At 71.6% G+C, this 26456-nt stretch carries 23 protein-coding genes and 4 pseudogenes; 11 read left to right on the top strand and 16 right to left on the bottom strand.

The window, feature by feature from the left end; all coding sequences use genetic code 11:
* Positions 1-204: 204 nt before the first annotated feature.
* Both ACFYOY_RS38965 and ACFYOY_RS38960 read left to right on the top strand, forming a co-directional pair.
* Positions 205-372, top strand: a pseudogene (locus tag ACFYOY_RS38965) (DUF1918 domain-containing protein); the annotation flags it as partial.
* A 117-nt stretch (positions 373-489) separates the two neighbouring features.
* Positions 490-1446 (top strand): Acg family FMN-binding oxidoreductase, encoded by a 957-nt coding sequence (locus ACFYOY_RS38960; protein WP_388592434.1) that lies wholly within the window; start codon positions 490-492, stop codon positions 1444-1446.
* Positions 1447-1475: 29 nt separating this feature from the next.
* Here ACFYOY_RS38960 and ACFYOY_RS38955 read toward each other — a convergent pair whose 3' ends face one another.
* Positions 1476-2144, bottom strand: coding sequence for a CBS domain-containing protein (locus ACFYOY_RS38955; RefSeq protein ID WP_351903468.1), 669 nt, complete (start codon positions 2142-2144; stop codon positions 1476-1478).
* Positions 2145-2289: 145 nt separating this feature from the next.
* Here ACFYOY_RS38955 and ACFYOY_RS38950 point away from each other — a divergent pair.
* Positions 2290-2582, top strand: a pseudogene (locus tag ACFYOY_RS38950) (arsenic resistance protein); the annotation flags it as partial.
* Between the two features lie 65 nt (positions 2583-2647).
* Here ACFYOY_RS38950 and ACFYOY_RS38945 read toward each other — a convergent pair.
* Entirely contained in the window at positions 2648-4162 is a 1515-nt protein-coding gene (locus ACFYOY_RS38945; RefSeq protein ID WP_388592355.1) for a SulP family inorganic anion transporter, read from the bottom strand.
* A 397-nt stretch (positions 4163-4559) separates the two neighbouring features.
* Here ACFYOY_RS38945 and ACFYOY_RS38940 point away from each other — a divergent pair, with 397 nt between their 5' ends.
* Entirely contained in the window at positions 4560-4964 is a 405-nt protein-coding gene (locus ACFYOY_RS38940; protein WP_351903462.1) for a MerR family transcriptional regulator, read from the top strand.
* A gap of 68 nt (positions 4965-5032) precedes the next feature.
* Entirely contained in the window at positions 5033-5209 is a 177-nt protein-coding gene (locus ACFYOY_RS38935) for a hypothetical protein (RefSeq protein ID WP_351903459.1), read from the top strand.
* An 86-nt stretch (positions 5210-5295) separates the two neighbouring features.
* On the opposite strand, the pseudogene ACFYOY_RS38930 reads toward ACFYOY_RS38935, so the two are convergent.
* The 11 genes and pseudogenes from ACFYOY_RS38930 to ACFYOY_RS38880 form a co-directional block, all read right to left on the bottom strand.
* Positions 5296-5793 (bottom strand): annotated as a pseudogene (locus tag ACFYOY_RS38930) (transposase); the annotation flags it as partial.
* A gap of 10 nt (positions 5794-5803) precedes the next feature.
* Positions 5804-6307, bottom strand: a pseudogene (locus tag ACFYOY_RS38925) (copper chaperone PCu(A)C); the annotation flags it as partial.
* A 70-nt stretch (positions 6308-6377) separates the two neighbouring features.
* Positions 6378-8669: a heavy metal translocating P-type ATPase gene (locus tag ACFYOY_RS38920; protein WP_388592352.1), complete on the bottom strand. Its 2292-nt coding sequence runs from the start codon at positions 8667-8669 to the stop codon at positions 6378-6380.
* The gene (locus ACFYOY_RS38915) at positions 8669-8920 is read right to left on the bottom strand and encodes a hypothetical protein (RefSeq protein WP_351903454.1); all 252 of its coding nucleotides are present in this window, start codon (positions 8918-8920) and stop codon (positions 8669-8671) included. Before ACFYOY_RS38915 ends, ACFYOY_RS38920 begins: the two co-directional genes overlap by 1 nt.
* 145 nt (positions 8921-9065) lie before the next feature.
* A complete protein-coding gene (locus tag ACFYOY_RS38910) occupies positions 9066-10001 on the bottom strand; it encodes an L-tyrosine/L-tryptophan isonitrile synthase family protein (RefSeq protein WP_388592348.1) in 936 nt (311 codons plus the stop codon).
* 190 nt (positions 10002-10191) lie between these two features.
* Positions 10192-11448, bottom strand: coding sequence for a cytochrome P450 (locus ACFYOY_RS38905; protein WP_351903448.1), 1257 nt, complete (start codon positions 11446-11448; stop codon positions 10192-10194).
* A 12-nt stretch (positions 11449-11460) separates the two neighbouring features.
* A complete protein-coding gene (asnB, locus tag ACFYOY_RS38900; RefSeq protein ID WP_388592345.1) occupies positions 11461-13287 on the bottom strand; it encodes an asparagine synthase (glutamine-hydrolyzing) in 1827 nt (608 codons plus the stop codon).
* Positions 13288-13321: 34 nt separating this feature from the next.
* A complete protein-coding gene (locus ACFYOY_RS38895; RefSeq protein ID WP_388592343.1) occupies positions 13322-14752 on the bottom strand; it encodes an MFS transporter in 1431 nt (476 codons plus the stop codon).
* A 105-nt stretch (positions 14753-14857) separates the two neighbouring features.
* Entirely contained in the window at positions 14858-15700 is an 843-nt protein-coding gene (locus ACFYOY_RS38890; protein WP_351903439.1) for an ABC transporter ATP-binding protein, read from the bottom strand.
* Entirely contained in the window at positions 15697-16782 is a 1086-nt protein-coding gene (locus tag ACFYOY_RS38885) for an iron ABC transporter permease (protein ID WP_351903436.1), read from the bottom strand. The genes ACFYOY_RS38890 and ACFYOY_RS38885 overlap by 4 nt, the downstream gene beginning before the upstream one ends.
* The gene (locus ACFYOY_RS38880) at positions 16782-17858 is read right to left on the bottom strand and encodes an ABC transporter substrate-binding protein (protein WP_351903433.1); all 1077 of its coding nucleotides are present in this window, start codon (positions 17856-17858) and stop codon (positions 16782-16784) included. The genes ACFYOY_RS38885 and ACFYOY_RS38880 overlap by 1 nt, the downstream gene beginning before the upstream one ends.
* A 367-nt stretch (positions 17859-18225) precedes the next feature.
* On the opposite strand from ACFYOY_RS38880, the gene ACFYOY_RS38875 reads away from it, so the two are divergent.
* From ACFYOY_RS38875 to ACFYOY_RS38860, 4 genes are all read left to right on the top strand, one after another.
* Complete coding sequence (locus ACFYOY_RS38875; RefSeq protein ID WP_351903430.1) at positions 18226-18501, top strand: hypothetical protein; 276 nt, start codon at positions 18226-18228, stop codon at positions 18499-18501.
* On the top strand, positions 18498-20900 hold the full coding sequence (locus ACFYOY_RS38870; RefSeq protein ID WP_388592338.1) for a heavy metal translocating P-type ATPase: 2403 nt from the start codon (positions 18498-18500) through the stop codon (positions 20898-20900). The genes ACFYOY_RS38875 and ACFYOY_RS38870 overlap by 4 nt, the downstream gene beginning before the upstream one ends.
* Positions 20881-21399 (top strand): copper chaperone PCu(A)C, encoded by a 519-nt coding sequence (locus ACFYOY_RS38865; protein ID WP_351903425.1) that lies wholly within the window; start codon positions 20881-20883, stop codon positions 21397-21399. The genes ACFYOY_RS38870 and ACFYOY_RS38865 overlap by 20 nt, the downstream gene beginning before the upstream one ends.
* Before the next feature lie 276 nt (positions 21400-21675).
* Positions 21676-21969, top strand: coding sequence for a hypothetical protein (locus ACFYOY_RS38860; protein WP_351903422.1), 294 nt, complete (start codon positions 21676-21678; stop codon positions 21967-21969).
* A gap of 83 nt (positions 21970-22052) precedes the next feature.
* Here ACFYOY_RS38860 and ACFYOY_RS38855 read toward each other — a convergent pair whose 3' ends face one another.
* From ACFYOY_RS38855 to ACFYOY_RS38845, 3 genes are all read right to left on the bottom strand, one after another.
* Entirely contained in the window at positions 22053-22832 is a 780-nt protein-coding gene (locus ACFYOY_RS38855; protein WP_351903524.1) for a TIGR03943 family putative permease subunit, read from the bottom strand.
* Complete coding sequence (locus ACFYOY_RS38850; RefSeq protein WP_351903419.1) at positions 22829-23902, bottom strand: permease; 1074 nt, start codon at positions 23900-23902, stop codon at positions 22829-22831. The genes ACFYOY_RS38855 and ACFYOY_RS38850 overlap by 4 nt, the downstream gene beginning before the upstream one ends.
* Before the next feature lie 78 nt (positions 23903-23980).
* Positions 23981-24424 carry a GNAT family N-acetyltransferase gene (locus tag ACFYOY_RS38845; protein WP_388592331.1) on the bottom strand — a complete coding sequence of 148 codons (444 nt, stop codon included), beginning with the start codon at positions 24422-24424 and terminating at the stop codon, positions 23981-23983.
* A gap of 143 nt (positions 24425-24567) precedes the next feature.
* Here ACFYOY_RS38845 and ACFYOY_RS38840 point away from each other — a divergent pair, with 143 nt between their 5' ends.
* Both ACFYOY_RS38840 and ACFYOY_RS38835 read left to right on the top strand, forming a co-directional pair.
* On the top strand, positions 24568-25599 hold the full coding sequence (locus tag ACFYOY_RS38840) for an ATP-binding cassette domain-containing protein (RefSeq protein WP_388592329.1): 1032 nt from the start codon (positions 24568-24570) through the stop codon (positions 25597-25599).
* A 152-nt stretch (positions 25600-25751) separates the two neighbouring features.
* Positions 25752-26408, top strand: coding sequence for a hypothetical protein (locus ACFYOY_RS38835; RefSeq protein WP_351903413.1), 657 nt, complete (start codon positions 25752-25754; stop codon positions 26406-26408).
* Positions 26409-26456: the final 48 nt, after the last annotated feature.

Genomic DNA, 26456 nt, shown 5'->3' with positions numbered 1-26456 from the left:
CTCCTTTCGGAGACTCGCGGCGGGGTCCGGCCGGTGTTTCCTTATCGAGCCTGCCAGCTCGTCGCCGCCGCCGGATGAGCCTCATGGCTCCCTCTCCCGGCCGCACGGCCCCCGACGGGGCCATCCGGCCCTGGCTCAAGGGCTGGCCGTCCCAGGACACCGCTCGCCAACCGTGGCACGTTGGAGGTGAGACAGAGAGGCGGGATGTCGATGCGTGCCCAAGTCGGCGACCAACTGATTGTCGAAAGCCCCACCACCGGTGCCACCCAACGGGACGGTGAGATCGTCGGACTCCGCCATGACGACGGAACACCTCCCTATGACGTGCGGTGGTCAGACTCGGACCAGGTCACTCTTGTGTTCCCCGGACCGGACGCACACATTCACCACATCGAGCACGGGCCGGAAGGACACCCGGAGGAGACCGGCCATCGAGGAACAGGAACAGCAGCGCGCAGGACCACTCGATCGCTCTCCGAAGCGGTGGTCATGGCTCTGGTGCAGGACGCCACGGCCGCCCCGTCGATGCACAACGCCCAGCCCTGGCGATTCCAGTACTCCCGGCGCAACCGCGTCTTCCATCTGCGGGCCGACCTCCGGGGCGCTCTGCCGCACAGCGACCCCGTACTCCGGGCCCTGCACATCGGCTGTGGCGCCGCCCTGATGAACCTGCGGGTCGCGGTCGCACACGAGGGCTGGCAGGCGACCACCCGGGTGCTGCCCGACCCCAGCGACCCGATGCTGCTGGCCTCCGTGACACTGACCGGCCCGCTCGGCGACGAGGACGATCCGGCCGCCTTGTATCCCGCCGTGCACACCCGGCACACCAGCCGGTACCCCTTCGCCGAGACGCCGCTGCCCGATGCGGTGCGGACCGCCCTCGCCGAGGCCGCACACCGGGAGTACGTTTCGCTGTCCTTCGCCTCCGGCTGGCATCTGCAGTCCGTTATGGACCTGGCGCTGGAGGCCGAGGCCCGCAACCTCACCGATGCCGGCGCCGCAGCGGACCTGGCCCGCTTCACCCGCAGGGCGGACGATACGCGGCCGGCCACCGAAGGGGTCCCGGAATACGCCTTCGGGCCCCGCCGCCGCATCGGCAAGGCCCCCATGCGTGACTTCGCCGGCGGCAAACCGATCCCCGGTCGGCCGACCGTCGATTTCGAAACCGCCCCCCACCTGGCGTTGCTGAGCACCTCACGCGACCGGCCCCTGGACTGGCTGCGGACCGGCCAGGCGTTGGAACGGGTCCTGCTGCGCGCCACCCTCGAGGGCCTCTCGACCTCGTTCATCACCCAGGCCCTCGAATGGCACGACCTGCGCTGGCCGCTCCGCGACCCGATGGCGGGCAACGCGTATGTGCAGATGGTGCTGCGGCTGGGGTACGGCCCTCCCGGCACCCAGACCCCTCGGCGGCCGGTCCACGATGTACTGGACATCGAGCCATAGCCACGCCCACACGATCAGGAGCACCTCCTTCAGGGGGTGCCCGCCGTCTCCCCCCGTCCGACGCCCCGGAAATGGCACTCGACATCCACCACGCCCTCCACGGCCCGGGCGAGGCGCGCGGCCACGGGGATCGGCGCGGTATCGCGGAGCTGCCCGCTGAGCGTGACAACTCCCTCATCCACTCGGACATGGATGCCGCTGTCGCCAGGAAAGAGATAGGCCACCACCGTGCGGCGGACCTCCTCCTCGATGTCCTCGTCCGGGCGAAGGAAGACTTTCAGCAGATCGCCCCGGCTGACAATTCCCAGCAACATCCCCTCGGCATCGACCACGGGAAGCCGCTTGACCCCTCTGACGGCCATGATCCGCGCCGCCTCGGCCAACGTGGCGTCCGTGTGCACGCTCACCGCCGGGGAACTCATCAGCTCCTCCGCCGTCACCGCCCCCGCTTTGGCGAGGTCAGGCAGGCGCCGCAGCTGCTCGAAGCGGTCCGGGTCGCTGTCCCGGAGTTCCTCCTTGGGAAGCAGATCGGCCTCGGAGACGACGCCGATGACACGCCCCTCACCCTCCAGCACCGGCATGGCGCTCACATGCCACTGCCCCAGCGTCTGCACCATCTCCTTGAACGGCGCATCACGCCCGACAGCCACCACCGTCCGGGTCATCACATCACTCACGATGTGCGGAGTCTCGGACACACGACCATCCTCCTTCTGCCTCGCACGCCCCACGGCGCCCCGACGCCCCACCACCTCCAGTCTCCGGCCGGGGAGTGTCCTCCGGCCACCGGAGAGCGCATCGTCAGCGAATCAGTCCCTGTGTGTGCGGGCGCGGCCGTTTACGGTCGCCGTGAACTCAGTCTTCGAGGTCATCGCGTTCGGCCTGCTGAGCGGTTCTACGTCGACCTGCCGCCTGGCCGGCTCGGCGTCATCTTCCTCGGCATCCGGCCGCTCGCCAGGTTCCTCACCCGCCGCAGAGGCGAGACCAAGCTCGGCCACGAGCGGTACGAGAACGACGTCCTGCCGAAGATCTTCCCGTTCGCCCTCTACGGGCTGCTGTGCACGATCACCATCCTCTTCGCCCTGCAGGGGAAAAGGATCACCTCACAGCTGCCGGACGTCGCCCGTATCGCGATCGCGCCGCAGTGGCTGCCTGAGCCGCTGTCCTGCCGAGGCAGCCTTTCGGGGTGGGATCGTTGGGGTCAGCGGCCGGGTGTGAGTTCCCCACTGAGCTTGCCGTGGAGGTGAGCGCTGGGCTCGTTCAGGCCGGTGATCTGGACGGTCTTGCCCCGCTGGGCGTACTTGGTCTCGATCGCGTCGAGGGCGGCGACGGAGGAGGCGTCCCAGATATGGGCGGCGGACAGGTCGATGACGACCTTGTCGGGGTCGGTTGTGTAGTCGAACTGGCCGACGAGATCGTTGGAGGAGGCGAAGAACAGCTCGCCGGTGACCCGGTAGACCACGGTGGCGTGGTCGGGGTCCATGACGGCGGTGACCTGGGCGAGGTGGGCGACGCGCTTGGCGAAGACGACCATCGCGGTGACCGAGCCGACGACAACACCGATGGCCAGGTTATGAGTGGCCACGACGACCACGACGGTGATTGCCATGACGGTGATCTCCCCGGCGGGCATCCGCTTGAGCGTCTTCGGGGCAATGGAGTGCCAGTCGAAGGTCGCGAACGACACCATGACCATGACGGCGACCAGGGCGCCCATGGGAATGTCCGAGACGACCGGGCCGAAGACGATGCACAGCACCATCAGGAACGTGCCCGCCAGGAACGTCGACAGACGGGTGCGGGCACCGGAGACCTTCACGTTGATCATCGTCTGGCCGATCATGGCGCAGCCGCCCATGCCACCGAAGAAGCCGGTGACGATATTGGCGATGCCCTGACCGATGGACTCACGGGTCTTGCTGGAGCGGGTGTCGGTGATCTCGTCCACCAGCTTGGCCGTCATCAGCGACTCCATCAGGCCGACCAGCGCCATCGCGAAGGCGTACGGCGCGATGGTGGTCAGCGTGTCCAGGGTGAACGGCACATCGGGCAGGCCGGGAACCGGCAGGGAGGACGGCAGCTCGCCCTTGTCCCCGACAGTGGGCACCGCGACCCCGGCCGCGACCGTGACAACGGTGAGGATCACGATCGACACCAAGGGCGCGGGGATCACGGTGGTGACCTTCGGGAAGAACACCATCAGCACCAGCCCGGCCGCGATCAGCGGGTAGACGGCCCATGGCACATCGGTCATCTCGGGGACCTGGGCCATGAAGATCAGGATGGCGAGGGCGTTGACGAAGCCGACCATCACCGAGCGGGGGACGAACCGCATCAGCTTCGCCACCCCCAGCGCGCCCAGCGCCACCTGGAAGACACCGGCCAGGATCACGGTGGCGACCAGGTAGCCCAGGCCGTGTTCACGGTTCATCGGCGCGGTCACGAGCGCGACAGCGCCGGTCGCGGCGGAGATCATCGCCCGGCGACCGCCGACGATCGAGATGGTGACGGCCATAGTGAAGGAGGCGAACAGGCCGATGGCCGGATCGACCCCGGCGATGATCGAGAACGAGATCGCCTCGGGGATCAGCGCGAGCGCGACCACCAGGCCGCCCAGGACTTCGGTGCGCCAGACCTTCGGATCGTTCAGCCAATCGGGCTTCAGGCCGCGCAGGCGCGCGGCTGGGGACACAGCGGAACCAGACAAAGGAAACATGAACCTTGCACTCGGGCACAGCCCTTTCGGCAAGGGCCAGAGCGTGCGGGAACGGCGCGGAGTGCCGGGCCGGCGCCCCGCGGGCGGCCCTGTGAAGAGGTGGGCCGGAAGTCGACAGAGGGGGCGGAGCGAAGGCGCGGGTGCGGCCGGGCTCACGTCCAGGGGCGAGGCGTCACGGCGGGCAGACCGCGGCGCCGGGCGTCATGGGCTCGCGCACGCGGTTCTCCTGCAAGAGTCGGAACTTCGCCGGGGGCGACGTCGGCCCCGACACGGCAACGGCAGGGCAGCAAATACGTCGCCCTCGCCACCAGCAACTCTACCCTAACGTTAGGGTAGAGATCAGCCGGGCCGCGAGGGGACCCGGGCCGGGGATGAGAAGAGCCAAAGGGTCACGAGCGTGGACGGCAAGCACATGCAGATCGGCGAAGTCGCCGCGCGGACCGAACTGTCCTTGCGCACCATCCGGCACTACGAGGAGACCGGCCTCGTGGTCCCCTCGGCTCGTTCCCGGGGCGGCTTCCGCCTCTACACCGAGGCCGATGTCGCCCGCCTGATGGTCATCCGCCGCATGAAACCGCTCGGCTTCACCCTGGATCAGATGCGCGACCTGCTGGAGGCCACCGACCGCCTCGACTCCGACGCCGAGCTGCCACCCGATGAGCGGGAGGATCTGCTGGAGCGAGTACGCGGCTTCCAGGAGGCCACGCGGCAGCGGGTGGCGGACCTGCGGACCCAACTGGCGCGAGCGGAAGAGTTCGCCGCCACACTGGGCGAGCGTCTCACCTCGGCGCAGCATCCCTGACGACGGGGCTTCAGCGTTTACTCGTTCACCACTCCGCAGGCTGCCGGTGCGGCCGGAAGGACGTCAGCATGTCGGAGTCCGAGCGCGAGCTGGCCGAGGTCCAGCGTGAGCACTGGCAGCAGACCTACGGCGAGCATCCCGGCGTGTACGGCGAGGAGCCGTCGGAGCCGGCCGTCCACGCCGCCGCGGTCTTCCGGGCCGCCGGTGCCCGCGAGGTGCTGGAGCCGTGCCGGCCACGGTCGTGATGCGCTCTACTTCGCCCGCGGGGCCTTCACCGTACTGGCCACCGACTTCAGCCCGGCGGGCCTGGAGCAGTTGCACACGGCCGCTGGAGGCGCCGGGGGTCCAAGGGCCTCCCCCAGGGGCGGCGCAGGTCCTCGGCGAGCGGGCGGGCGAGGGTACTCAAGATCGAATCTGCGGAGGAAGGACTGCCACCAGCGGCCCAGGTCCGCCGGCGTGGGGGCGGTGACCGAGCACCATAGCCAGACGGGCTTGGGGGCACGGTTGCCGGGCAGCCGCTCGACTTCGAGCCGCAGCAACGTGCCGTGCAGGACGGGCACTCCTCGGCGTGTTCCAGCCAGGGGCCACGGTGGGTGAGTCGGGGTGCATCCGGTCCCAGGCTCTGGCGTTGGCCTCGCCGTAGCGGGTGGTGTCCGTGACCGTGGTGATCTCGGGTTCGTGCCAGGTGTCCGGCTTGTTGAAGGTCAGGACGCCACCGTGGCGGCGGGGCCGTCCGCCCTTCGGGCCGGAGCGGGGGCCCGGTGCGGAGCACCACGCGGTCCGAGCGCAGCCGGCCGACCAGCACGACCGGCAGGTCCGCCCGGGCGTGATCCCCCATCGCCGGGGCGCACGACGACGGCGTTGGCCTCGACACGTCCGCTGTGTTCGAAGCGGAGGGTGAAGGGCACCAGGTCTCCGGCCCGCCAGCGAGCCGCGGCCGGGACGGTCACATCGCTGGTGAACGGTGACATGTCGAGCGTGCCGCCCGCCGGAACGGGCAAGGAGTCCGCGAGTTGCCGGGAGGCGGCTCCCCGCCCGGTCATCCGGTGGCGGCTGAGCGAGATCCCCTCGGCGACCGCGGAGGAGGTCACCTCGACCAACCGGTCCTGCACCCCGCCCGTGTTGGTGACGCGGAAGAACGCGGCGGTCCGGGGCACTCCCGGGGCGGGCAGGAAGAGCTGTGCGTCGGTGACGCCGATACGCGGGGGCCTGCCCGCGTTGCCCGAGGCGGTCCACGTGACGAGGCCGCCCAGGGCGAGGACACAGGCGCAGATCGGAGCGGCCGCGGCGGGCAGGGAGTCCGTGAGGCGGCGGCGGGTGGGCGTCCAGGAGGGGGGCGTCATCGAGCGGGTCTCCACCTCGGTGTCGGGTCGCAGCTGCGGGCGGGCAGTCCACCAGCGGCGTACAGGGGCGTCACAGTGGCTTCCGGGCGGCGGGCGCGGCGGGCGGGGAGGGACGACGTCCGCCGGTCGGCGACGGCTGCCAGGCGCGCAGGCGCAGGCTGTTGCCGACCACGAGCAGCGAGCTGACCGACATCGCGGCCGCGGCCAGCATGGGGTTGAGCAGGCCGACCATGGCCAGCGGTACGGTCGCGACGTTGTAGCCGAACGCCCAGAGCAGATTGACGCGGATCGTGCCCAGCGCACTGCGGGCGAGGCGGACCGCGTCCGCCAGGGTCTCGATGTCACCGCGTACCAGCGTCACGTCGGCCGCCCCGATCGCCACATCCGTGCCCGTGCCCATGGCGATGCCGAGGTCGGCGCCGGCCAGGGCGGCCGCGTCGTTGACACCGTCACCGACGACGGCGACCCGGTAGCCCTGCCCCCGCAGCTCGCGGACGAGGGCGGCCTTGCCCTCCGGGGTGCAACGGGCGTGCACCTCCTCGATGCGGAGGTCGGCGGCGACGGCGCGGGCCGGCGCCTCGCGATCGCCGGTGGCGAGCACCGGTCGCACGCCCAGGCGGCGGAGCCGCTCCACGGCCCGGTAGCTTCCCGGTCGCAGCACGTCTCCGACCTCGATCAGTGCCTTGGTCCCGCCGTCGACGCGGACCACGACCGGTGTGCGGGCGGCGGTCTCGGAAGCCGACAGCGCTTGGGCGAGGGCGGGGGGCAACGCGTCGTCCGGGGCCAGGACCTCGATCAGCCGGCCCGCCACCCGCCCGCGCACGCCCTTGCCCGGCAGCGCGACGAAGTCGGCCACGGCCGGAAGAGGCTCTCCGGGATCGGTGCGCCGGGCATAGGCGGCGATGGCACGCCCCAGCGGGTGTTCCGACCCCCCTTCGACCGCGCCCGCCAGCCGGACCAGTTCCTCCTCGCCGAGTCCGTCCGGCACGGCGGTGACCCGGGCGACGCTCATGTGCCCGGAGGTGAGGGTGCCGGTCTTGTCCAGGACGACGGCGTCGAGGTGCCGCAGCCCCTCCAGCGCCTGCGCCCCGCTGACCAGGACGCCCAGTTGGGCGCCCCGGCCGGTCGCCGCCATCAGCGCGGTGGGGGTCGCCAGGCCCAGCGCGCAGGGGCACGCCACGACCAGGACGGCCACGCTCGCGGTGATCGCGGCCTGCGGCTCGGCGCCAGCCCCGAGCCAGAATCCCAGGACCGTGACGGCCAGGGTGAGCACGACCGGGACGAAGACGCCCGCGGCCTTGTCCGCGAGCCGCTGCGCCCGTGCCTTGCCCGCCTGGGCCTCGGTCACCAGCCGGGTGATCCGGGACAGTTGTGTATCGGCACCCACCGCGGTGGCCCGTACGAAGAGCAGCCCTCCGGCGTTGACGGCACCGCCGATCACGGGCGTACCGGGGCCGACTTCCACCGGCTCGCTCTCCCCGGTGACCAGGGAGAGATCGACGGCCGAGCTGCCCTCCACCACCGTGCCATCGGTGGCCAGACGCTCCCCCGGCCGGGCGACGAAGACCTGACCGACCCGCAGTTCCTCGATCGGGACCAGACGTTCGCCGTCGCCATCGCGTACCGACACCTCCTTGGCCGCCAGCCGGGCCAGGGCGCGCAGTGCCGTGCCGGTCCCCCGCCGGGCCCTGGTTTCCAGGAAGCGGCCGGCGAGGACGAACAGCGGTACGCCGACGGCGGCTTCCAGATAGATAGGGGCGACGCCGTCCGAGGCGGTGGGCACCAGGCTGAAGGGCATCCGCATGCCGGGATCGCCGGCCCCGCCGAAGAACAGCGCGTAGGAGGACCAGGCGAAGGAGGCCGCGACACCCAGCGAGACCAGGGTGTCCATGGTGGCCGCCGAGTGTCGCAGTCCGCGCGCCGCTCGCAGGTGGAAGGGCCAGGCTCCCCAGACGGCGACGGGCGCGGCGAGCACGAAGCACAGCCACTGCCAGTTGCGGAACTGCAGACCGGGAATCATCGACAGGACCAGCACCGGGACCGCGAGCAAGGCCGTGGTCACCAGCCGGTCGCGCTCCTGCCGGACGTCCTCCGCTTCGTCCTCGTCCTCGCGCCGTTCCTTCCCCAGTGGCTCGGGCAGCGCGGCGGTGTAGCCGGCCTGCTCGACGGTGGCGATCAGCTGGTCCGGGCCGACCTCGGGCGGGTGGTTCACCCGTGCCCGGCCGGTGGCGAGGTTCACGCCGGCCGTGACCCCGTCCAGCCCGGCGAGCTTCTTCTCGACACGCTTCACACAGGCCGCGCATGTCATGCCGCCGATGGCGAGGTCGGTCACGACGGCCACCGCTGCCGGTTCGCCGGCCATCAGCGTCCACTCCCCTGGTCCATGTCGCCCATGTCCATGCCGCCACCGCTTTGGCCGTCTCCCGAGCCGCCGCCTGTCGTGCTGGTGCCGTGCATACCGGGGGCAACGGGCCCGGCGCCCGCGCCGACGGCGTAGGAAACGGCGAACACCATGACCAGCAGCAGAAGGAATCCGCACAGCGCCGGCGGGGGCAGTGACTTGGACAGGAACACACCCGGCGTCCGGCGGGCAGAGAGGCGGGGCTGCGCCATATGAGGAAACTCCCGATCACTCCGTACGGCGTCAGCGGATCCGGCCGTACCGGTAAAGGAGTCGGGACGACCGGCACCCGAGTTCCGACGCCTTGCCGTGATGCGCGTCACGGCACCAGGCTCGCCTGGCGCACGTGTGACCTGCTCAGCCCTGTTCATAGTGGCTCGGACTGCCGTCACGGTGGACGAGACGGCCGAGCTGCTCCGCACGGGCGCGGGGCATGAGAGTCCAGGTGCCGTCGGCGCGGTGCAGGGCGGCCGAGTGCCAGGGGGTGGTCCAGACGTCGGCGGCGTCGAGGAGGCGGACGCCGAATTTTGGGGCGCCGATGGGCTGGGGGTGGATGGACAGCCGTACGGAGCCCGGGTGGTGCTCGGCGATCAGGTCGCCCCAGGCTCGGCTGCGCTGGATGACGCCGTAGGCCCGGGTGCGGCATTCGCGTTGGAGGGCGGAGCGCGTGCCGGTGAAGTCGGCGGTGTCGTCGACGAGGAACCGGGTGATGCCCCGGTACAGGGCGAGGGTGTGGTCCTCGGAGCGGACCTCCGCTCGCAGCGCCTCCAGGGTGGGGGCGTACCGCTCGTGCACCTGGGCGCGCTTGGTGTCGTGGGGCAGGTCGCCCAGGACGTCGCGCAGGTCGAAGACGGAGAGGCGGTGCAGGTCCGACTCCCTTATGAGCCGTCTGAGTCCGTCCGCGTAGGCGTCTATGCGGTCGTCCGGGACGCGGATCAGGTCGCCGAAGACATGGCCGTCGGAGCAGATGATCACGCGGGCGCCCGGCGGGTGGACCCGCTCGATCTCCTCGCACAGGGTGTTCAGAAAGCCGAGGGAGAGGCGTTCGCCCTGGTCGGGGAGGTAGCCGAGGACCTTGGCGGAGTTCGGGGACTTGCAGGGGAAGCCGGGCAGGGTGAAGACCACGGGTTCTCCGGCGCGCACGAACCCGGCGATCTGACGCAGCTGGTGCGCGAACGCCTCAGCCGCCGCGGGCGAGGGGTCGGTCGTGCGGTGGTACGGCAGCAACAGGTCCAGGACGGCGGCGCTCATGCTGCTCGTGGAGCGGGTGTCCGGTGCGGTCGTCAGCGGCATGAGGTGGGTTCCTCCGTGAAGGTGTGCGCGACGCGGGCATGCGGGCATGGCCGCATGGCGCCTCGGCGTGGCGCGCCGGGCGCCGGCGGATGGAGTGCGGGCGGGCGGCCCGGGCGGTCCGCACGCGGATGGCACGCGGGACCGGCCCCGTGAGCCAGATGGGGGGAGACTGCGATCGAACGGCGTCGGGTCAGACGCGTCGGTCGTAGCCGACGGGCAGGTGGTTGGTCCCCCGGCCGAGGACGGCCGGGATCCACTCGATGTCCTCGTCTTCGATGGCCAGGTGCAGTCCGGGGAGGCGGGCCAGGAGGGTGCCCAACGCGATCTGGAGTTCGGCGCGGGCCAGGGCCGCGCCGGGGCAGAAGTGGATGCCGTGGCCGAAGGCCAGGTGGGGGTTGGGTGAGCGGTCCAGGTCCAGGGTGTCGGGGTCGGGGAAGCGCCGCGGGTCGCGGTTGGCGGCGCACAGGGAGATGATCACCGAGTCCCCGGCCGGGACGTCCGTGCCGTGCAGGTCGCTGTCCTGATCGAAGAAGCGCCAGGTGGTCAGCTCGAAGGCGCTGTCGTAGCGGAGGAGTTCGTCGACGGCGCGGGGCATCAGCTCCGGGTCGTCGCGCACCCGGACGAGTTCGGCGGGGTGGCGGAAGAGGGCGATCAGGGCGGTGGTGATCTGGTTGGTGACCGGTTCCTGGCCCGCCACCAGGAGCTGGAAGATCATCGAGTCCAGCTCCTGATGGGAGAGTTCGCGGCAGTCACGGGCCACGACCAGGCGGCTGAGCAGATCGTCCTCCCCGCGTTCGCGCTTGTGGGCGACGATCTCGGATATGTAGCTCTGGAGCCCGTGCAGACGGGCCTCGTACAGCGGGCGTCCGGGGTCGGTCGGTCCGACCGGCTGGACGACCTTGCCCCAGTCGCGGTCGAAGCGGGCCGCCAACTCGGGTGGCAGGCCGATGACTTCGGCGAGGACCTGGAAGGGGAAGCGGGCGGCGAAGCCGGTGACAAGGTCCGCGGGGCCGGTTTCCGGGAGGGCGTCGACGAGGGCGTCGGCCAGTTCCTGGAAGCGGGGCCTCAGGTGCTCGATACGGCGCGGGCTGAAGGCCTCGGTGACGAAGCGCCGCATGCGGGTGTGGGCCGGCGGGTCCTGGTGGAGGAGGTGGACCTGGAGCTGGGAGTGCTGAGGCTCGGGCATGATCGATGCGCGGGCGCGCCAGCGGTCGTTGCCCCGGTCGTGGTTCTTGCCGAGGCGGTCGTCGCCCAGCGCGGAGTGCGCGGCGTCGTAGCCGGTGATGAGCCAGGCGTGCACGCCGCTGGGAAAGCGGACACGGTGCACCGGGCCGGTCTCGCGCATCCGCTCGTAGAGGGGGTACGGGTTGCTCTTGTAGGGGCAGCCCATCAGCGGCACGGGCTCGGGCAGGGCCTCGGGGGCCGTCTCGGATTCCTGGAGGGTCATGGCAGGGGCTCCTCAAAGGGCGAGTTCGGGCTGGTAGTGGTCCAGCCACAGGGCGAGGTCGACGACGCGTTCGAGGCGGAGGCGGTGGCCCCACTCCAGTTGGCCGGGCGGAATGTCGAGGCAGGGTTTGAGGCGGGTCTCGTCGGCGAGGGAGCGGACGGTGTCGTCGGCGAGGGCGTCGCGGGCCATGTACTGCAGACCGCGGTTGTAGTCGGGATGATGGGTGGCCGGGTAGTGGTTCTTGGGGCGGTGCAGCACCGAGTCGGGGGCCAGTCCGGTGCCCGCCGCGCGCAGCAGGCTCTTCTCCCGGCCGTCGAAGTTCTTCAGGGTCCAGGGGGTGGTGAAGGCGTACTCGACGAGCCGGTGATCGCAGTAGGGGACGCGGACCTCCAGGCCCTGTGCCATGCTCAACCGGTCCTTGCGGTGCAGGAGTTGACGCAGCCAGCGGGTGAGCGAGAGGTGCTGCATCTCGCGCTGCCGGTGCTCGGTGGGGGTCTCGCCGTCGAGGTGCGGTACGGCGGCCAGGGCGGTGCGATAGGTGTCGTCACGGAACTCGCCGATGCGCAGGTCCAATTCGGGGTTCAGCGGCATCGCGGCCTCGTCGCCGGTCACCAGCAGCCAGGGAAAGGTGCCGGCGGCCAGCGCCTCGGGGTTGTGGAACCAGGGGTAGCCGCCGAAGACCTCGTCGGCGGCCTCGCCGGACAGGGCGACGGTGGACTGCTTACGGATCTCCCCGAAGAGGAGGTAGAGCGAGGTGTCCATGTCGCCGACGCCGATCGGCGCGTCGCGGGCCACGACCACGGCCTTGCGGTGTTCGGGGTCGAGCAGGGCACGCGGGTCCAGCACCACCGTGCTGTGGTCGGTGCCGATGAACGCGCCCGCTTCCGTGGCGTACGGGGTGTCGTGGCCGGTGCGCAGAACATCACCGGTGAAGCTCTCGGCCTGGTCGCTGTAGTCGACGGCGCAGGAGCGGATCCGGGCGCCCGGGCCCTCGCGCAGGCGCAGTTCGTCGGCGAGCAGGGAGGTCAGGACGGTGGAGTCGATGCCGCCCGACAGCAGGGAGCACAAGGGGACGTCGGCCTCCAACTGAGCGCGAGCGGCGGTGCTCACCAGGTCGTGCACGCGGGTGACGGTGGCGTCCCGGTCGTCCGGGTGGGCGTCGGCCTCCAGCCGCCAGTAGCGGCGCTCGCGGATGCCGTCCCGGTCCAGGAGGAGCAGACCGCCGGGCTCGACCTCCCGCACGCCGGACCACACCGTCGGACCGGTGTTGAACAGCAGGCTGTACGCCTCGCGCAGCCCGTCCGCGTCCACCCGGGGCCGTATCTCCGGGTGGGCGAAGAGCGCCTTGGGTTCGGAGGCGAAGGCCAGACCGCCGTCCACGGCCGCCCAGAACAGGGGCTTGACGCCGAGCCGGTCGCGGACCAGGAGCAGCCGCTGCGCCCGCTCGTCCCAGACGGCGAACGCGAACATGCCCTCCAGGTGGTCGGCGACCTCCTCACCCCACTCGGCGTGGGCGCGCAGCACCACCTCGGTGTCGCTGCGGGTGCGGAACTCGTGCCCCAGGCCCTTCAGTTGTGCGCGGAGTTCGTGGTGGTTGTAGATCTCGCCGCTGTAGGTGAGCACGGTCGTCGGGGCATCGGGCCGGTCGGTCATCGGCTGGACGCCACCGGCGATGTCGATGACGGCCAGGCGGCGGTGGCCGATCGCGGCGCGCCGGCCGAGCCAGACTCCGCCCGCGTCGGGACCGCGCGGGGTCAGGGTGGCGGTCATGGCCTCGATGACCGGGGCCTGAGTGCGGGGGTCCTGGTGGAAGGACACCCAGCCGGTGATTCCGCACATGACGACGACTCCTCGGTGACGGTGAGGCGGTGGCTCAGCGGGGTGCGGCGGGCGCCGCGTCGGTGGTCTTCTCGGTGAGGTTCGCGGGACCGCGGGCGGGCCGGGCGAGCAGCGGTACGGCGGAGCAGGCGGCGAGGGCGGCGAGGGCCAGACCCGCCCGGACGCCGTCGTCCGGACCCGCCAGCCCCCAGGCCGCCGTGGCCAGGGCCGGTCCGAGCGTGAAGCCGAGGCTGCGGGCGAGTTGGACGGTCGAGCCGACCGTGGCGGCGCGGCCCGGCGGGGCGGCGCCCATGACCAGGGCCTGGGCAGGGCCGCCGTTCAGGCCCATGCCGAGTCCGGCGAGGGCGAGCCGCCAGGCCACGTCTGGAGGGGACCAGCCGTCGCCCAGCGGGGCGAGCAGCAGCAGGCCGACGGCGGTGAGCGCGGCGCCGGTGACCGCGAGGGGCCGGGCCCCGTACCGGTCGGCGAGCCGTCCGCCGAGCGGGCCCGCCAGCCCCATGCCGAGGGGGAAGGCGAGCACCGTCAGGCCGGTGACGCTCGCGCTGACGTCCTCGTCGCGCTGGAGGTGCAGGGCGACCACGTAGTGCATGGCGGCGAAACCCACCGCCAGCGCCAGCACCGCGCCATGCGCCCGCAGCAGCCCCGCCGCCCGCAGCACACCGGCCACCGGCCGGCCGCCCGGACCCCGCAGCCACCACCACAGCGGCGGGGCGGCGACGAGGGCGAGCGGCAGCCAGGCGGGGGTATCGGAGGCCAGGGTCAGGGACAGCAGCAGGATCGTTACTCCAGTGGCTGTCAGGGCGGTGTCGGCGAGGAAGCGCCGGTCCGCGCCGCGCAGGCGGCCGTCCCCGGGCATTGCGCGCCACACCACGGCCAGCGCCAGCAGACAGAACGGGATCTTGACCAGGAAGATCCAGCGCCAGCCCAGATGGTCCAGGAGCAGACCGCCGACCGCCGGTCCGGTGACGGCGCCCAGGGGGCCGAGGGTCGCGGGCACGCTCATCGCCCGCCCGCGCAGCTCGGGCCGCACGGAGCGGATCGCCAGCACCGGCATCAACACGAACAGCACCGCGCCACAGGCGCCCTGCCCGATCCGGGCGGCGATCAGCCAGGCGGCCCAGGGGGACGCGGCGGCAAGCGCGCTGCACAGCGCGAAGCCGCCGGTCGCGGCCAGCAGCGCGGGGCGGGTGCCCACGGCGTCGAGCCAGCGTCCGACGGGCAACAGGAGGGCGACGACAGGCAGTTGGTAGCCCAGTACCGCCCACTGGGCTGTCGCTGCCGGCACCCGCAGGCCCCGGGAGATGTCCGCGAGCGCCACGTTGACGATGTTCATGTCGAGCATCGCCACGAACGCCAGCGCGCCCGCCACGGCCACCAGGAGCCAGTGGTCGTGGACTTCGGGTGGATCCGCCGGCCGCTCAGGTACGTCCCCGGGCTGATCCGCACCAAGAGCGTCGTCGGTCATACACCCCTCCCTCTGGCAGACCGGCCGCCGAGCGACGGCCTCGCTCTAGAAGTCGGGCGAACCGTGGAGCGAGTTCCCGGATGTATCAGCAAAAACCGCAGGAATTCATGATCGGCCGACAGGTTGCCCTTGGTGCTCGTCCGCCGGGTCGGCCGCTTCCGGTTCCTCCCGCCCGTCCGCCGGTTCCCGGTGGTCGAAGGCGATCAGCGGGTCCCCGGTCAGCGGGTGTTCGACCACGGTCGCGCGCACACCGAACACCTCGGCCAGCAGGGCCGGTCGCAGCACCTCGCGGGGCGCTCCGGAGGCGACCACGCGGCCTTCGTGCAGGACGTGCAGCCGGTCGCACACGGAGGCGGCGGCGTTGAGGTCATGCAGCGACACCAGGGTCGTACGGCGTCGGGCGCGCAGCAGCGCGAGAAGTTCGACCTGGTGCCGGACGTCGAGGTGGTTCGTCGGCTCGTCCAGGACCAGGACATCCGGCTGCTGGGCGAACGCGCGGGCCAGCAACACGCGTTGGCGCTCGCCGCCGGACAGCTCGGTGAAGCGGCGGTCGGCGTGGCCCTCCATGCCGACGTCCGCGAGAGAGCGCGCGACGATGTCCCGGTCGGCGGCGTCCTCCCCGGCGAACGCCCGCTTGTAGGGGGTGCGGCCCATGGCGACGACCTCACGCACGGTCAGCTCGAAGTCCCCGCCCCGCTCCTGCGGGAGGGCGGCGACGTGCCGGGCCGACCGCGCGGGGCTCAGTTCGCGGATGTCGGTGCCGTCGAGCAGAACACGTCCGGCGGCGGGCTTCAGATGCCGGTACACGGTCCGCAGAAGAGTGGACTTGCCGCTGCCGTTGGGCCCCACCAGGCCGGTGATCTCGCCTTCGGCCGCGATGAGGTGGGCGTCGGCCACGACCGTGCGTCCGGCATACGCGACCCGCAGGTCCTCGATGTCGATCCTCAACTCCCGCTCCCCAAGCGCCGGTCCAGCAGATACAGCAGCGCCGGAGCGCCGATCAGCGAGGTGACGACCCCGACCGGCAGTTCCTGCGTGTCCATGGCCGTGCGGCACACGATGTCGACCACCACCAGCAGCAGCGCGCCGAAGAGCGCCGACACGGGCAGCAGACGGCGGTGGTCGCCGCCGATGACCAGGCGGCAGACGTGGGGGACCATGAGGGCGACGAAGGCGATGGCCCCGGAGACCGCGACGAGGACGCCGGTGAGCAGGCTGGTGACCGCGAACAGCTCACGGCGCAGCCGTACGACGTCGATGCCGAGCCCGGCCGCCGTCTCATCACCCATCAGCAGCGCGTTCAGGCCCCGGGCCCGGGCCTGCAACAGCAGCAGGACCGCCGGAACCGCCACCGCCGGGGCGGCCAGCAGCGGCCAGCTCGCACCGCTGAGGCTGCCCATGAGCCAGAACAGCACACTGTGGGTCTGCTGCTCGTCCCCGGCCTGCAACACCAGGTAGCTGGTGAAGCCGGACAGGAACTGTCCGATGGCCACCCCGGCGAGCACCAGCCTGAGCGGCGCGAACCCCCCGCCGCGCCGGGCCACCGCCCAGACGAGAGCGAAGGTTGCCAGGGCTCCCGCGAAAGCGGCACCGGACAGGCCGAGGCCCAGCGCTCCCCCGGTGCCGAGGCCGAGGACGATGGCGGCGACGGCTCCGAGGGAGGCGCCGTTGGAGACACCCAGGAAGTACGGGTCGGCCAGCGGGTTGCGGACGAGGGCCTGCATCGCCGTACCGACCAGACCGAGCCCGGCACCCACCAGAGCCGCCAACAGGGCGCGCGGCAGACGCAGTTGCCAGACAATCAGGTCGTTCGTGCCGGGCCGGGGGGCTTCGCCGGTCAGTCTGCGCCAGACCACGCTCCACACCTCGCCCGGCGGGATCGACGTGGAACCCCAGGCGACCGCCGCCGTGAGGGCCGCGAGCAACGCGACCGCCAGGAGCAGCGCCAGCGGCCCGGCGGGCACGGAACGCCGCGTGCGCACACGGGCATCGGCGCTGCCCTTCCTGCTCACCGTGGCGTCGAGCACCATCAGCCGGCCTTGCCCGGGTAGAGGGCCTTGGCGATCTCCTGGACGGTATCGGCGTTCTCGACTCCGGCGATGGTGGTCCGCTCGGAGCCGATGCGCAGGAAGTGGCCCTCCTCGACGGCCTTCAGACCCTTGGTGGCGGGATTCGACTTCAGCCACGTCCGCGCCTCGTCGAACGCCTTCTCGTTCGCCGCCTCGCTGCCCCGATCGCGGACGCCCAGCTGGATCCAGTCCGGGTTCCTGGAAATGACGTCCTCCCATCCGACCTGCTTGTAGTCGCCGTCGCAGTCGGCGAAGACATTGCGGGCACCGGCCAAAGTGATCACCGCGTTGGCGACCTGGCGGTTGCAGACGACGGTGGGCTGCTTGGTGCCGGCGTCGTAGTCGAAGAAGAAGTACGTCGGCCGCTCGCCCTCCGCCGTCCCGCCGACCGCTTTCCGGACGGCGTCCACCTTTTCCTTCATGCCGTCGACGAGTGCCTTCGCCTTCGCGCTGGTGCCGGTGACCGCGCCGAGGGAGGTGATGTCGGCCTCCACCGCGGACAGGTCGGTCACCGCGCGTTCGTTCTGCGCCGCACAGGCGGTGGACTTGAGGTAGATGTGCTTGATCCCGGCCGCCTTGAACTCCTCCTCGGTCGGCGCGTCGCCCATGCCGCCGCCCATGTTCATCGAGGCGAAGGTGTCGATGTACAGATCCGCGCCGGAGCCGAGGAGCTTCTCCTTCGGGATCACGGATTGGCCGAGCACCTTCACCTTCCGTGCCTGCGCGTCGAGTTCACCGGGCAGTGTGCCCTTGCCGGGCGGGAAGCCGGTGCCGATGACGTTGTCACCGGCACCGAGGCGGAGCAGCAGTTCCAGGCTGGAGGCGTTACTGGTGACGATCCTCTGGGGGGCCTTGGAGAACCTGGTTTTGGCGCCCATGCAATCGGTGACGGTGACCGGGTAGTCGCCGGTGGCCGACTTCTCGTCGGCGGGGCCCGCCTTGTCACCGTCGCCGCTGCCGCCTCCGTTGCCGCAACCCGCCACGAGGAGGCCGCAAAGCACCGCGGCCGTCGTACCCCACCACACACGAGAACGCATCGAAACTCTCCTGGATCCACTTGATACACGGGTTGCCCCGGATCAGTAGTCGTGGCGGATACGGCATCGGTTCCCGCTCGTTGGGGGCCGGTGAGGGTCATGGTCCCCGCACCAGGCCCCTCGGCCCGGCCGGGTGGACAGGTGCGCCCCGGCCGCTGCTCAACCGCACTTTCCGCGCTCCGCCGGGCGGGGGCAGAAACCTCTCACGGCTCAGATGTCGGCTGACGCACCCGGACAGTTCCCGGCCGGGCGGCTTTCCTCCATGTGTGACAGAGCCTCCGTCCGGTGAGCGGCCGACCGGCCCCGCACCGTAAAGGTGGGCGAACCCCGGCCGTTTCCGCCAAGCCTGCACAGGGGAGTGCCGAAGATGCCGTTGACCGATACCGCCTCGCCGCAGCGACCGGCGCCCGACGCGGCGGAGCCGCACGTCGCCCGGGTGCGTCGCGCGCTGCCACCTCCCGCCCTGACCGGGTTTCTCGTCCTCCTGGCGGTGTTGATGGCCGCCTCCTACGCGGTGGGGCGGGCGGCCGGCCCGGTGGCGCCCGGTATCCACCGGAGCGTGCCGGAGGACGGCGGGGCCGGGGGCATGGATACACACGGCATGGGGTGGCTCGGCCCCCGCTCCTGGAAGGGGGCGCGATGAGCGAGCGGCCGGATACCGCGTCCGATCCGGCGACCTCGTCCGGTGTGTCCGCGCGCACCACCGACCTCCTGATCGGCGGGATGACGTGTGCGGCCTGCGTGGCCCGGGTGGAGAAGAAACTGGCCCGTGTCGAGGGCGTGAGCGCCACCGTGAACCTGGCCACCGGCACGGCGCGGGTCTCCCACCCGGCCACCGTGGCCCCGGAGGAGCTGATCGCCACCGTCGAACGGGCCGGGTACACCGCCGCACTCCCCGCGCCCCCGGCCGCGACCGGCGGGGACGACAGCCCATCGCCCGGGAGCAGGGCTGACGATGGGCCCGTTGGCAACGAGGCCGTCGACATCGAACGACTGGTCGTCACGGCGGTGACGGCGGTGCCCGTGATCGTCATCTCAATGGTCCCCTCCTGGCAGTTCGACCGATGGCAGTACGCCTGCTTCTCCCTCGCCGTACCGGTGGCGACCTGGGGTGCATGGCCCTTCCACCGACGGGCGTTGCGCGGTCTGCGGCATGCCGCGGCCACCATGGACACGCTGGTGTCCCTCGGTGTCCTCGCGTCGTTTGCCTGGTCGGCGTACGCGCTGTTCCTGGGCGGCGCGGGTGCGACGGGAATGCGCATGCCGTTCAGCCTGCTGCCCTCGGCCGACGACGATGTGCCCCATATCTATCTGGAGGCGGCGGTCGCCGTGCCGCTGTTCGTTCTCATCGGGCGGCATCTGGAGGCACGGGCCAGGCACCGGAGCGGCTCGGCGCTGCGGGCGCTGGCCGAACTGGGCGCCAAGGACGTCGAGTTGCGGGAGCCGGGAGGCAATCGCCGCGTCCCGGTGGCCGCGCTCACTGCGGGGCAGGAGTTCGTGGTGCGCCCCGGTGAGAAGGTCGCCACGGACGGGGTGGTCGTCGAGGGCGGGTCGGCGCTGGATCTCTCCCTGGTCACCGGCGAGAGCGTGCCGGTGGAGGTGACCCCCGGATCCGCCGTGGTCGGCGGAGCCCTCAACGCCGGCGGACTGCTTGTCGTACGGGCCACGGCGGTCGGTGCCGACACCCAACTCGCCCGTATCACACGCCTGGTGGCCGAGGCCCAGGCGGGCAAGGCCGCGATCCAGCGGCTGGCCGACGCGGTGGCGGGGGTGTTCGTGCCGGTGATCGTGGCAATCGCCGGCACGGTGCTGAGCTTCTGGCTCGGCGCGGGCGCGGCGAGTGAGACGGCGGTGACCGCGGCCGTGGCCGTGCTGGTAGTGGCCTGCCCGTGTGCTCTGGGGCTGGCCACGCCGACCGCGTTCCTGGTGGCCAGCGGGCGAGGTGCGCAGCTGGGCGTTCTCGTCCGCGGCCCGGAGGCACTGGAGCGGCTGCGCCGTGTGGACACCGCGGTCCTGGACAAGACCGGCACGCTCACCACCGGCCGCATGTCACTGGCCGATGTGGCGGTGGCGAAGGACGGTTTGGAGGCGAAGGAAGTGCTTCGGCTGGCCGCGGCCGTGGAGCAGGGCTCCGAACACCCCATCGGCCGGGCGGTGGTGGCGGCGGCCCGCCGTGACGCGGCCGGTGACGCCGGTCTGCCGGAGGTGACGGAATTCCGTGCCCATCCCGGCGAGGGGGTGTCCGGTCGCGTCGAGGACCGTGAGGTGCGGGTGCGCCGCCCTGGGCCGTCGGAACCGCTGCCGGAGCCATTGGTCCGGGCGCGCGAGGCCGCCGAACGCGCCGCGCACACCGCCGTGATCGTGGAGATCGACGACCGTCCCACAGGGCTGCTCGCCGTCGGGGACAGCCTGCGGCCCACCAGCCACGAGGCGGTGTGGGCGATGCGCAACCTGGGCATCGAGCCGGTGCTGGTCACCGGCGACGGAGCCGCCCCCGCCCGCGCGATGGCCGAACGGGCGGGCATCGACACGATCCACGCCGGGGTGACCCCGGAGGAGAAGGAACGGATCGTCACCGCACTGCGCGAGCAGGGCCGGTGCGTCGCGGTGATCGGCGACGGGGTCAACGACGCCGCCGCGCTGGCCTCCGCCGATCTGGGAATGGCGATGGGCGGCGGCACCGACGCCGCGATCGGCGCGGCCGACATCACCCTCATACGGGACAACATGCCGGCCGTCGTCGACGCCATCCGGCTCACCCGGCGCACGCTGAGCACCATCCGCGCCAATCTCGTCTGGGCCTTCGGCTACAACGTGGTCACCGTTCCGCTGGCCGCGACCGGCTGGCTCAACCCCATGGTCGCGGCAGCGGCCATGTCCGCGAGTTCGGTCCTGGTGGTCACCAACAGCCTCCGGCTGCGGTCCTACGCCCCCGGCGAGTGGCAGACCGGCACCTCGCCCACTCCCCTCTCCTCATTCGGCACCGCGGCCACCGAGCACGGCCACCCGGGAAGGAAGTCCGATGTCCTCAGCGACCGATGACCGCACCACGCCGCGACGCCGTCTGAGGGAGACGGTGGCCCGGGGAGTACGGGCGGCGCTGGTGCCAGTGGGCGGCTGCGCCCTGACCCTGGCCCTGCTCACGGGCTACACGGCGACCGGGGCGGCGGGAGAGCCCGCGCCGAGGATCCGGGTCGGGGACGGCCTTATCGTCCAGTCGACCGGGCAGACGGCCGCCGCCTACTTCGAGATTCGCAACATCGGGGACACGGACGACACCCTGACCTTCGCCGACTCCCCGGAGCTGGGAGTCTCCATGCTGCGTGAGCCCGACCGGAAGCGGCCGGGCGCTGTCCGGCGGCCGAAAGCGGTGACCGTACGCGCGCACAGCACACTGCGGATGTCACGGGAAGGCATCCACATCGCCCTCCTCGACCCCCCGAGGCTGCGGCCGGGACGGAGAGTGTCGTTCAACCTGTGGTTCTCCGTACGCGGCCGGGTCGGGACCGAGGCGATGCGATCGCATCTCACCGATCGTTGAGAGCACTGCCTGCCCCCCATCGATGAGGGGCCCTCCAGGAAGTAGGCCATCCTCGGTAGCGTCCCGCCGCAGCGTCGCCGACCTACCCACCCCACGTGGAACGACGGCAGACAGCCCCGGGCTGGGCCGACTCGTGACAACCACCGGTACGCCACGGAAACGGAAGCCCCAGCCCATGGCCACGGCGACACGGTTCCCTGTCCTGATCGCCGAAGCGTGGCATGGCCGTGGCCCGAGTGCAGAATGGGTCAGGGGGGGGAGAAAGTAGGTGCCCCCATGACAACGCACGCTCCCCACACCGGCCACTCCCACCAGCATGGAAGCGGCTGCGGCCACGTCGCGGTCCCGCACGACGATCACACCGACTACGTCCACGACGGCCATCTGCACCGGACACACGACGACCATGTCGACGAGTGCGAGCCCAGTGGCCACACCGTCCACGAAGGCCACGACCACCAGCATCGCGACGACTGCGGACATGTCGCCGTACCGCACGGCGATCATGTGGACTACCTCCACGACGGCCACCGCCACGCGCAGCACGAGGGCCACTGGGACGACCACTGACCACGCTCCTGGCCGATGCCACGATCGTCCTCGACGCGGAATGCCCCAGGCCGACGGCCTGGGGCTGAACCGTGTGCCCGTCTTCACCGACCGGGCCGGGTCGCCACCGCATCGTTGTACGGGTCCTTGGGCGCGGGAACACGCTTGACGGTCGTGGCGTCCAGGGCCGGGCTCGCGTCGTCCGTCCCGACCTTGCCGGTGGGGTGCCAGGTGCCGGTGACGGTGACCCAGGCATCGGCGGGGGGCGCCGAGGCCCCGTGCACCCGTACCTTGCGTACCGTCGCGTCGGCGGCGCAGCAGCTGATGGCCAGGCGGCTGACGTACCAGGTGCCGTGGTGGCCGGGGGTGACGAAGCCGGTGAGGCGCACGGTGTGCCCTCGGAGGGTACCGCCGGTGTCCCAGACCGCCCGGGAGCTGAAGTCGTTCAGCGACAGCTCGGCGATCCCGTTCCGCGGGAGGGCGGGGAAGAGGCTGTCTCCGGCGGTGGGGGCCTTGGCCTTCGCCTCGTCGCGGGCGGCGGTGTACGAGCCGAGTGCGGGTGGCGCGAGGAACAGAATGGTCAGGGCCGGTACGTACAGCAGCCAGGCGATCCGCGGCCCCTGAGAGTGACCGTGTCCATGGCCTTGGTGGCCACCGTGACCGTGGCCGTGGTCGTGGCCATCGTCCGGACGCGGGCGGTTGAAGGGAAAGCCGTCGCGGGCGGCGCTGACCGCGCCGAGCACGATCAGCAGCACCCCCGAGGCGATGAGCGCGGGCCGCAGGCCAGGGCGCACATAGCGCAGATACAGATCGGTCAGCAGCGCGATGTGCAGCAGGCCGACGCCGGTGCACAGGAGCAGCAGCACCTGGATGTTGCGCTTCACAGCAGCCACCACCCCACCAGAGCGCTGCACAGCACCGCCACCACCCAGGTGGCCGACGAGAAGCGCAGGGCGAAGGCGCGCCCGAAGGTGCCGGACTGCAGCGCGATCAGCTTCAGGTCGACCATCGGGCCGACCACCATGAAGGCGAGCCGGGCGCTGGGCGAGAACCCGGTGAGCGAGGCGGCGACGAACGCATCGGCCTCGGAGCACACCGCGAGGACCACCGCGAGCAGCCCCAGCATGGGCAGCGAGAGCCACGGCGAGTCGGAGAAGAGCCGCAGCACGGCGTGCGGCATCGCGACGTTGAACGTGGCCGCGGCCGCCGCGCCGACCACGAGGAACCCCCCGGCGTGCAGGAAGTCGTGCTGGAGCGAGACCCGGAACTCCTCCGCTCGGCTCGCGCCGGAGGTGTGCCCGGTGGGCCCCTTCGGGGTGCGCAGCCACTCCTCGCGGCCCAGACGGATCCACAGCCAGCCCATGACCACGGAGGTCAGCAGCGAGGCGACGAGACGGGCCGTGACCATCCAGGGGTTGCCGGGAAAGGCCACGTACGTCGCCATCAGCACGATCGGGTTGATGGCGGGGGCCGACAGCAGGAAGGCCAGCGCCGCCGCCGGGGTCACCCCGCGCCGCATCAGGCTGCCGGCCACCGGGACCGACGCGCACTCGCATCCCGGCAGCACCGCCCCGGCCATCCCCGCCACCGGCACGGCGAGCGCCGGGTTGCGCGGAAGCACCCGGGTGAAGACCCACGCCGGTACGAAGGCGCTGATCGCGGCCGACACCAGAGTGCCGAGCAGCAGAAACGGCACCCCCTGGATGACGATCGCGGTGAACACCGTCCGCCACGCCGCCACCGCCCGGTTGTCGAGCCCGGCGGAGATCTCGGGCCCCAGCACGATGGCGACGACGCCGAGCACCGCGACGGGGAGTCCCGCGATCAGCGCATGGGAGGTGACACGTACGGTTGCGCGCAGGCCGCCGCCCCCGTCGGGACGTGTGGCCGACGGCGTCCGGTCGTCGGCATGACTCTCGGGCAGCGGTGACGCGACGCCGACATCCCTGTCCACTGCGCCTCCCCTCGGATGGCTGTTGCTCACGGCGACATACGCAGCCATACCTTAGCGGCGGGGCTCATGCGCCACGTTTCACCGCGGTGTTGGATGCGCGGGGCGTTGAGGTGTGCGCGGTCTCGGTGTGTGCCTGGTCTCGGTGTGCGACGGGTCGTCACATCGGGATTTGAAGTGCACCGTGGCGACGCCCGGGCCGCCGTGTTCGCCGGTGGTGCGGGCGTCGAACACCTCCTTGGCCAGGCTTCGCCAGAAAGCTTCCGCGCCGTCGACGTTGACGTTGGTGTGGAGGTAGACGCGGTCGTAGCCAGGGGTGTCCGCGATGAAGTCACAGACCGCGTCGACCAGGGTGCGGGCGAGTCCGCGGCGTCGGTGTTCGGGGCGCACATAGACACGGACCAGTTGTGCGGTGGTGTCCTGCGAGTAGCGTTCAGCGAGCCAGAGCGGGTGCGGCGGGTGGGCGGGCCGTACGCCGGTCGTGGCGAGGCGCACGGTGTACTCATGGTGCGCGGTCCGTGTCACTGAGGGTTCCTCCCTGTCCGGCATGGGCCGAGCGCACGGCAGCGCCGCGCGGCGGGACCCGGTGCCGCGACGCCCGGATCCCGCCACACTAGTCAACTGAAAACGCTTTTCAAAGACGCCGGGCGTGTCTCACGGCACCGCGGATGGTGAGGGCGCTCGCGGACGACGGCGCGGGCGTGCTGCTGCTCAGTCACGACCTGCGACTGGTGCGCGAGACGGCCGACCGCGTCATCGTGCTGGAACACGGCCGGGCCGTGGACGACGGGCCGACGGCGGACGTCCTCGGCGCCGGCGGCCTCGTACCCGGCGCCGGGACGGCCGCCACGGGGCTTCCGGCCGTCCGCCACTGGGCCACCCGGGAACTGCTCGCCGCGGAACGCAACACCGGCGCGGGCGAAGAGGCGGGCCCGACCACAACCGGCCCTGCGCCGGAGGGCCGCGGCGGGGTCGCCGCCACGGATATCGTCGTACGCCGCCGGTCCGGCGGTCCACTGGCCGGGCCGGTCTCGATGGCGTTCCCGCCCGGCGACGAGGTCGCGCTGCTCGGTCCCTTCGGCTCGGGCAAGACCGCCCGGGCGCTGGCCGCGCTGACCACGCCGTCCAGCGGCGAGATACGGCTCGACGGCCGACCGCTCCCCCGCCGCATCGACCGGCGCACGCCCACCCAGCGCCGCGCCATCCAGTACGTGCACCAGAACAGCGCCGGTTCCTTCGAGGAACACCGTCCAGTGCTCGACCAACTCGCCTATACCGCACGGCTGTTGCGCGACCTGCGCCACGAGGAGGCGACGGCAGAGGCGGTGGAGGCCGCCGGTGCGCTGGGACTCGACCAGGCGCTGCTGCACCGGGCCCCGGACCGGCTCTCCGGCGGCCAGCTCCAGCGCTGCGCACTGGTACGGGCACTGACCGCACGTCCGGCCCTGCTCGTCTGCGACGAAGTGACGTCGGCGCTGGACACCGTCTCCCGGCAGCGGGTCCTCGACGCGCTGCCCCGCCTCCTCGCCCCGGCCCGGACCGCCCTTCTCTTCATCAGCCACGACTTGCCCGCGGTCCGTGCGCTGACCCGGGAGGCCGCGCTGTTCGAGGGCGGCCGCTGTGTGCGGCGCGGGCCCGTCGACGAGGTCCTGCCCGCCGCGTTGTCCGGCCCGCCCGGCTCGGGCGGCGACGGAGCATGACCGCGCAGCCCGGACGCGTTCGACGCCTGGGACCACGCACGCTGGTCGTTGGTACCACCAGACCAGCGAGCGCGGAAAGGCAGACTACGTACGCGGCGTCGGTGACGTCCGTCTGACGGATAGCGGCAGTTGATGGAGCGACAGGAGAGATCGTGCACCGCAATTTTCGCCTGACTCTGGGGCGACTGGCAGCCCTGGTCTGTACGTCTGTCGTCGCCGTCACGGGCTGTGGCGGCGGCGATTCCGGGGCTCCGAAGCCGACCTCGGAGCCGACCGCCAACGCCGGGCTCGTACCTGTCGCCCAAGCCTGCGATGGCCTGTTCGACGAGGCCATCGCGAAGGAGGCGCGGGAGCCGAACGGGCCCAGCGAGGTCTATCCGGTCAAGACCGAGAGCACTGGTCGCGTGGCGAAGGCCTTGCGGGAGGAGTCGGCCAGGAGAAGCACGCCCGAGGACCTCTGTACCTTGTCGGGCAAGGCTGAGGGGAAGGAACTGCTCGCCATCACCGTGGCGTGGACTCCCCACTCACCCCCGTCGGACCGGTCGGTGCACTACACGACCACCGTCGGTCCGGAGGACGCCGGCAGGCTCCTCGTCGCGTGTGATACCGGCAGCGGCGGGACGGAGTTAAGAGGGGATCGTTCTCTGGAGTTCGCCCTGCGCGACTACTTCACCGTCAGCGACCACTCGCACGCCAAACTGCTCATCGCCTCGGCGAAGAAGATTACGTCGCGGTTGGGCTGCCGGGATGATCCCGAATACCCGGCTCCGAAGGATGTGGCACCGCAGCCGGAGCCGGGGCTGCGGTAGCGAGCGAGACGATCGTCCTCTCACTCTGCGGCAGATGATGGCGGTTTA

This window comes from Streptomyces sp. NPDC007875, from assembly GCF_042868035.1.
Lineage (GTDB): Bacteria > Actinomycetota > Actinomycetes > Streptomycetales > Streptomycetaceae > Streptomyces > Streptomyces antimycoticus.
Note: the sequence above shows the minus strand (reverse complement) of the source record. Positions and strands in the feature narration are given on the sequence as shown.

Coding starts and splice junctions, on each gene's coding strand:
- ACFYOY_RS38960 (WP_388592434.1), top strand. CDS start 490: ATGGCTCTGGTGCAGGACGCCACGGCCGCCCCGTCGATGCACAACGCC.
- ACFYOY_RS38945 (WP_388592355.1), bottom strand. CDS start 4,162: ATGTTTCCTTTGTCTGGTTCCGCTGTGTCCCCAGCCGCGCGCCTGCGC.
- ACFYOY_RS38935 (WP_351903459.1), top strand. CDS start 5,033: ATGTCGGAGTCCGAGCGCGAGCTGGCCGAGGTCCAGCGTGAGCACTGG.
- ACFYOY_RS38920 (WP_388592352.1), bottom strand. CDS start 8,669: ATGGCCGGCGAACCGGCAGCGGTGGCCGTCGTGACCGACCTCGCCATC.
- ACFYOY_RS38915 (WP_351903454.1), bottom strand. CDS start 8,920: ATGGCGCAGCCCCGCCTCTCTGCCCGCCGGACGCCGGGTGTGTTCCTG.
- ACFYOY_RS38910 (WP_388592348.1), bottom strand. CDS start 10,001: ATGCCGCTGACGACCGCACCGGACACCCGCTCCACGAGCAGCATGAGC.
- ACFYOY_RS38905 (WP_351903448.1), bottom strand. CDS start 11,448: ATGACCCTCCAGGAATCCGAGACGGCCCCCGAGGCCCTGCCCGAGCCC.
- asnB (WP_388592345.1), bottom strand. CDS start 13,287: ATGTGCGGAATCACCGGCTGGGTGTCCTTCCACCAGGACCCCCGCACT.
- ACFYOY_RS38895 (WP_388592343.1), bottom strand. CDS start 14,752: ATGACCGACGACGCTCTTGGTGCGGATCAGCCCGGGGACGTACCTGAG.
- ACFYOY_RS38885 (WP_351903436.1), bottom strand. CDS start 16,782: ATGGTGCTCGACGCCACGGTGAGCAGGAAGGGCAGCGCCGATGCCCGT.
- ACFYOY_RS38880 (WP_351903433.1), bottom strand. CDS start 17,858: ATGCGTTCTCGTGTGTGGTGGGGTACGACGGCCGCGGTGCTTTGCGGC.
- ACFYOY_RS38875 (WP_351903430.1), top strand. CDS start 18,226: ATGCCGTTGACCGATACCGCCTCGCCGCAGCGACCGGCGCCCGACGCG.
- ACFYOY_RS38870 (WP_388592338.1), top strand. CDS start 18,498: ATGAGCGAGCGGCCGGATACCGCGTCCGATCCGGCGACCTCGTCCGGT.
- ACFYOY_RS38865 (WP_351903425.1), top strand. CDS start 20,881: ATGTCCTCAGCGACCGATGACCGCACCACGCCGCGACGCCGTCTGAGG.
- ACFYOY_RS38860 (WP_351903422.1), top strand. CDS start 21,676: ATGACAACGCACGCTCCCCACACCGGCCACTCCCACCAGCATGGAAGC.
- ACFYOY_RS38840 (WP_388592329.1), top strand. CDS start 24,568: ATGGTGAGGGCGCTCGCGGACGACGGCGCGGGCGTGCTGCTGCTCAGT.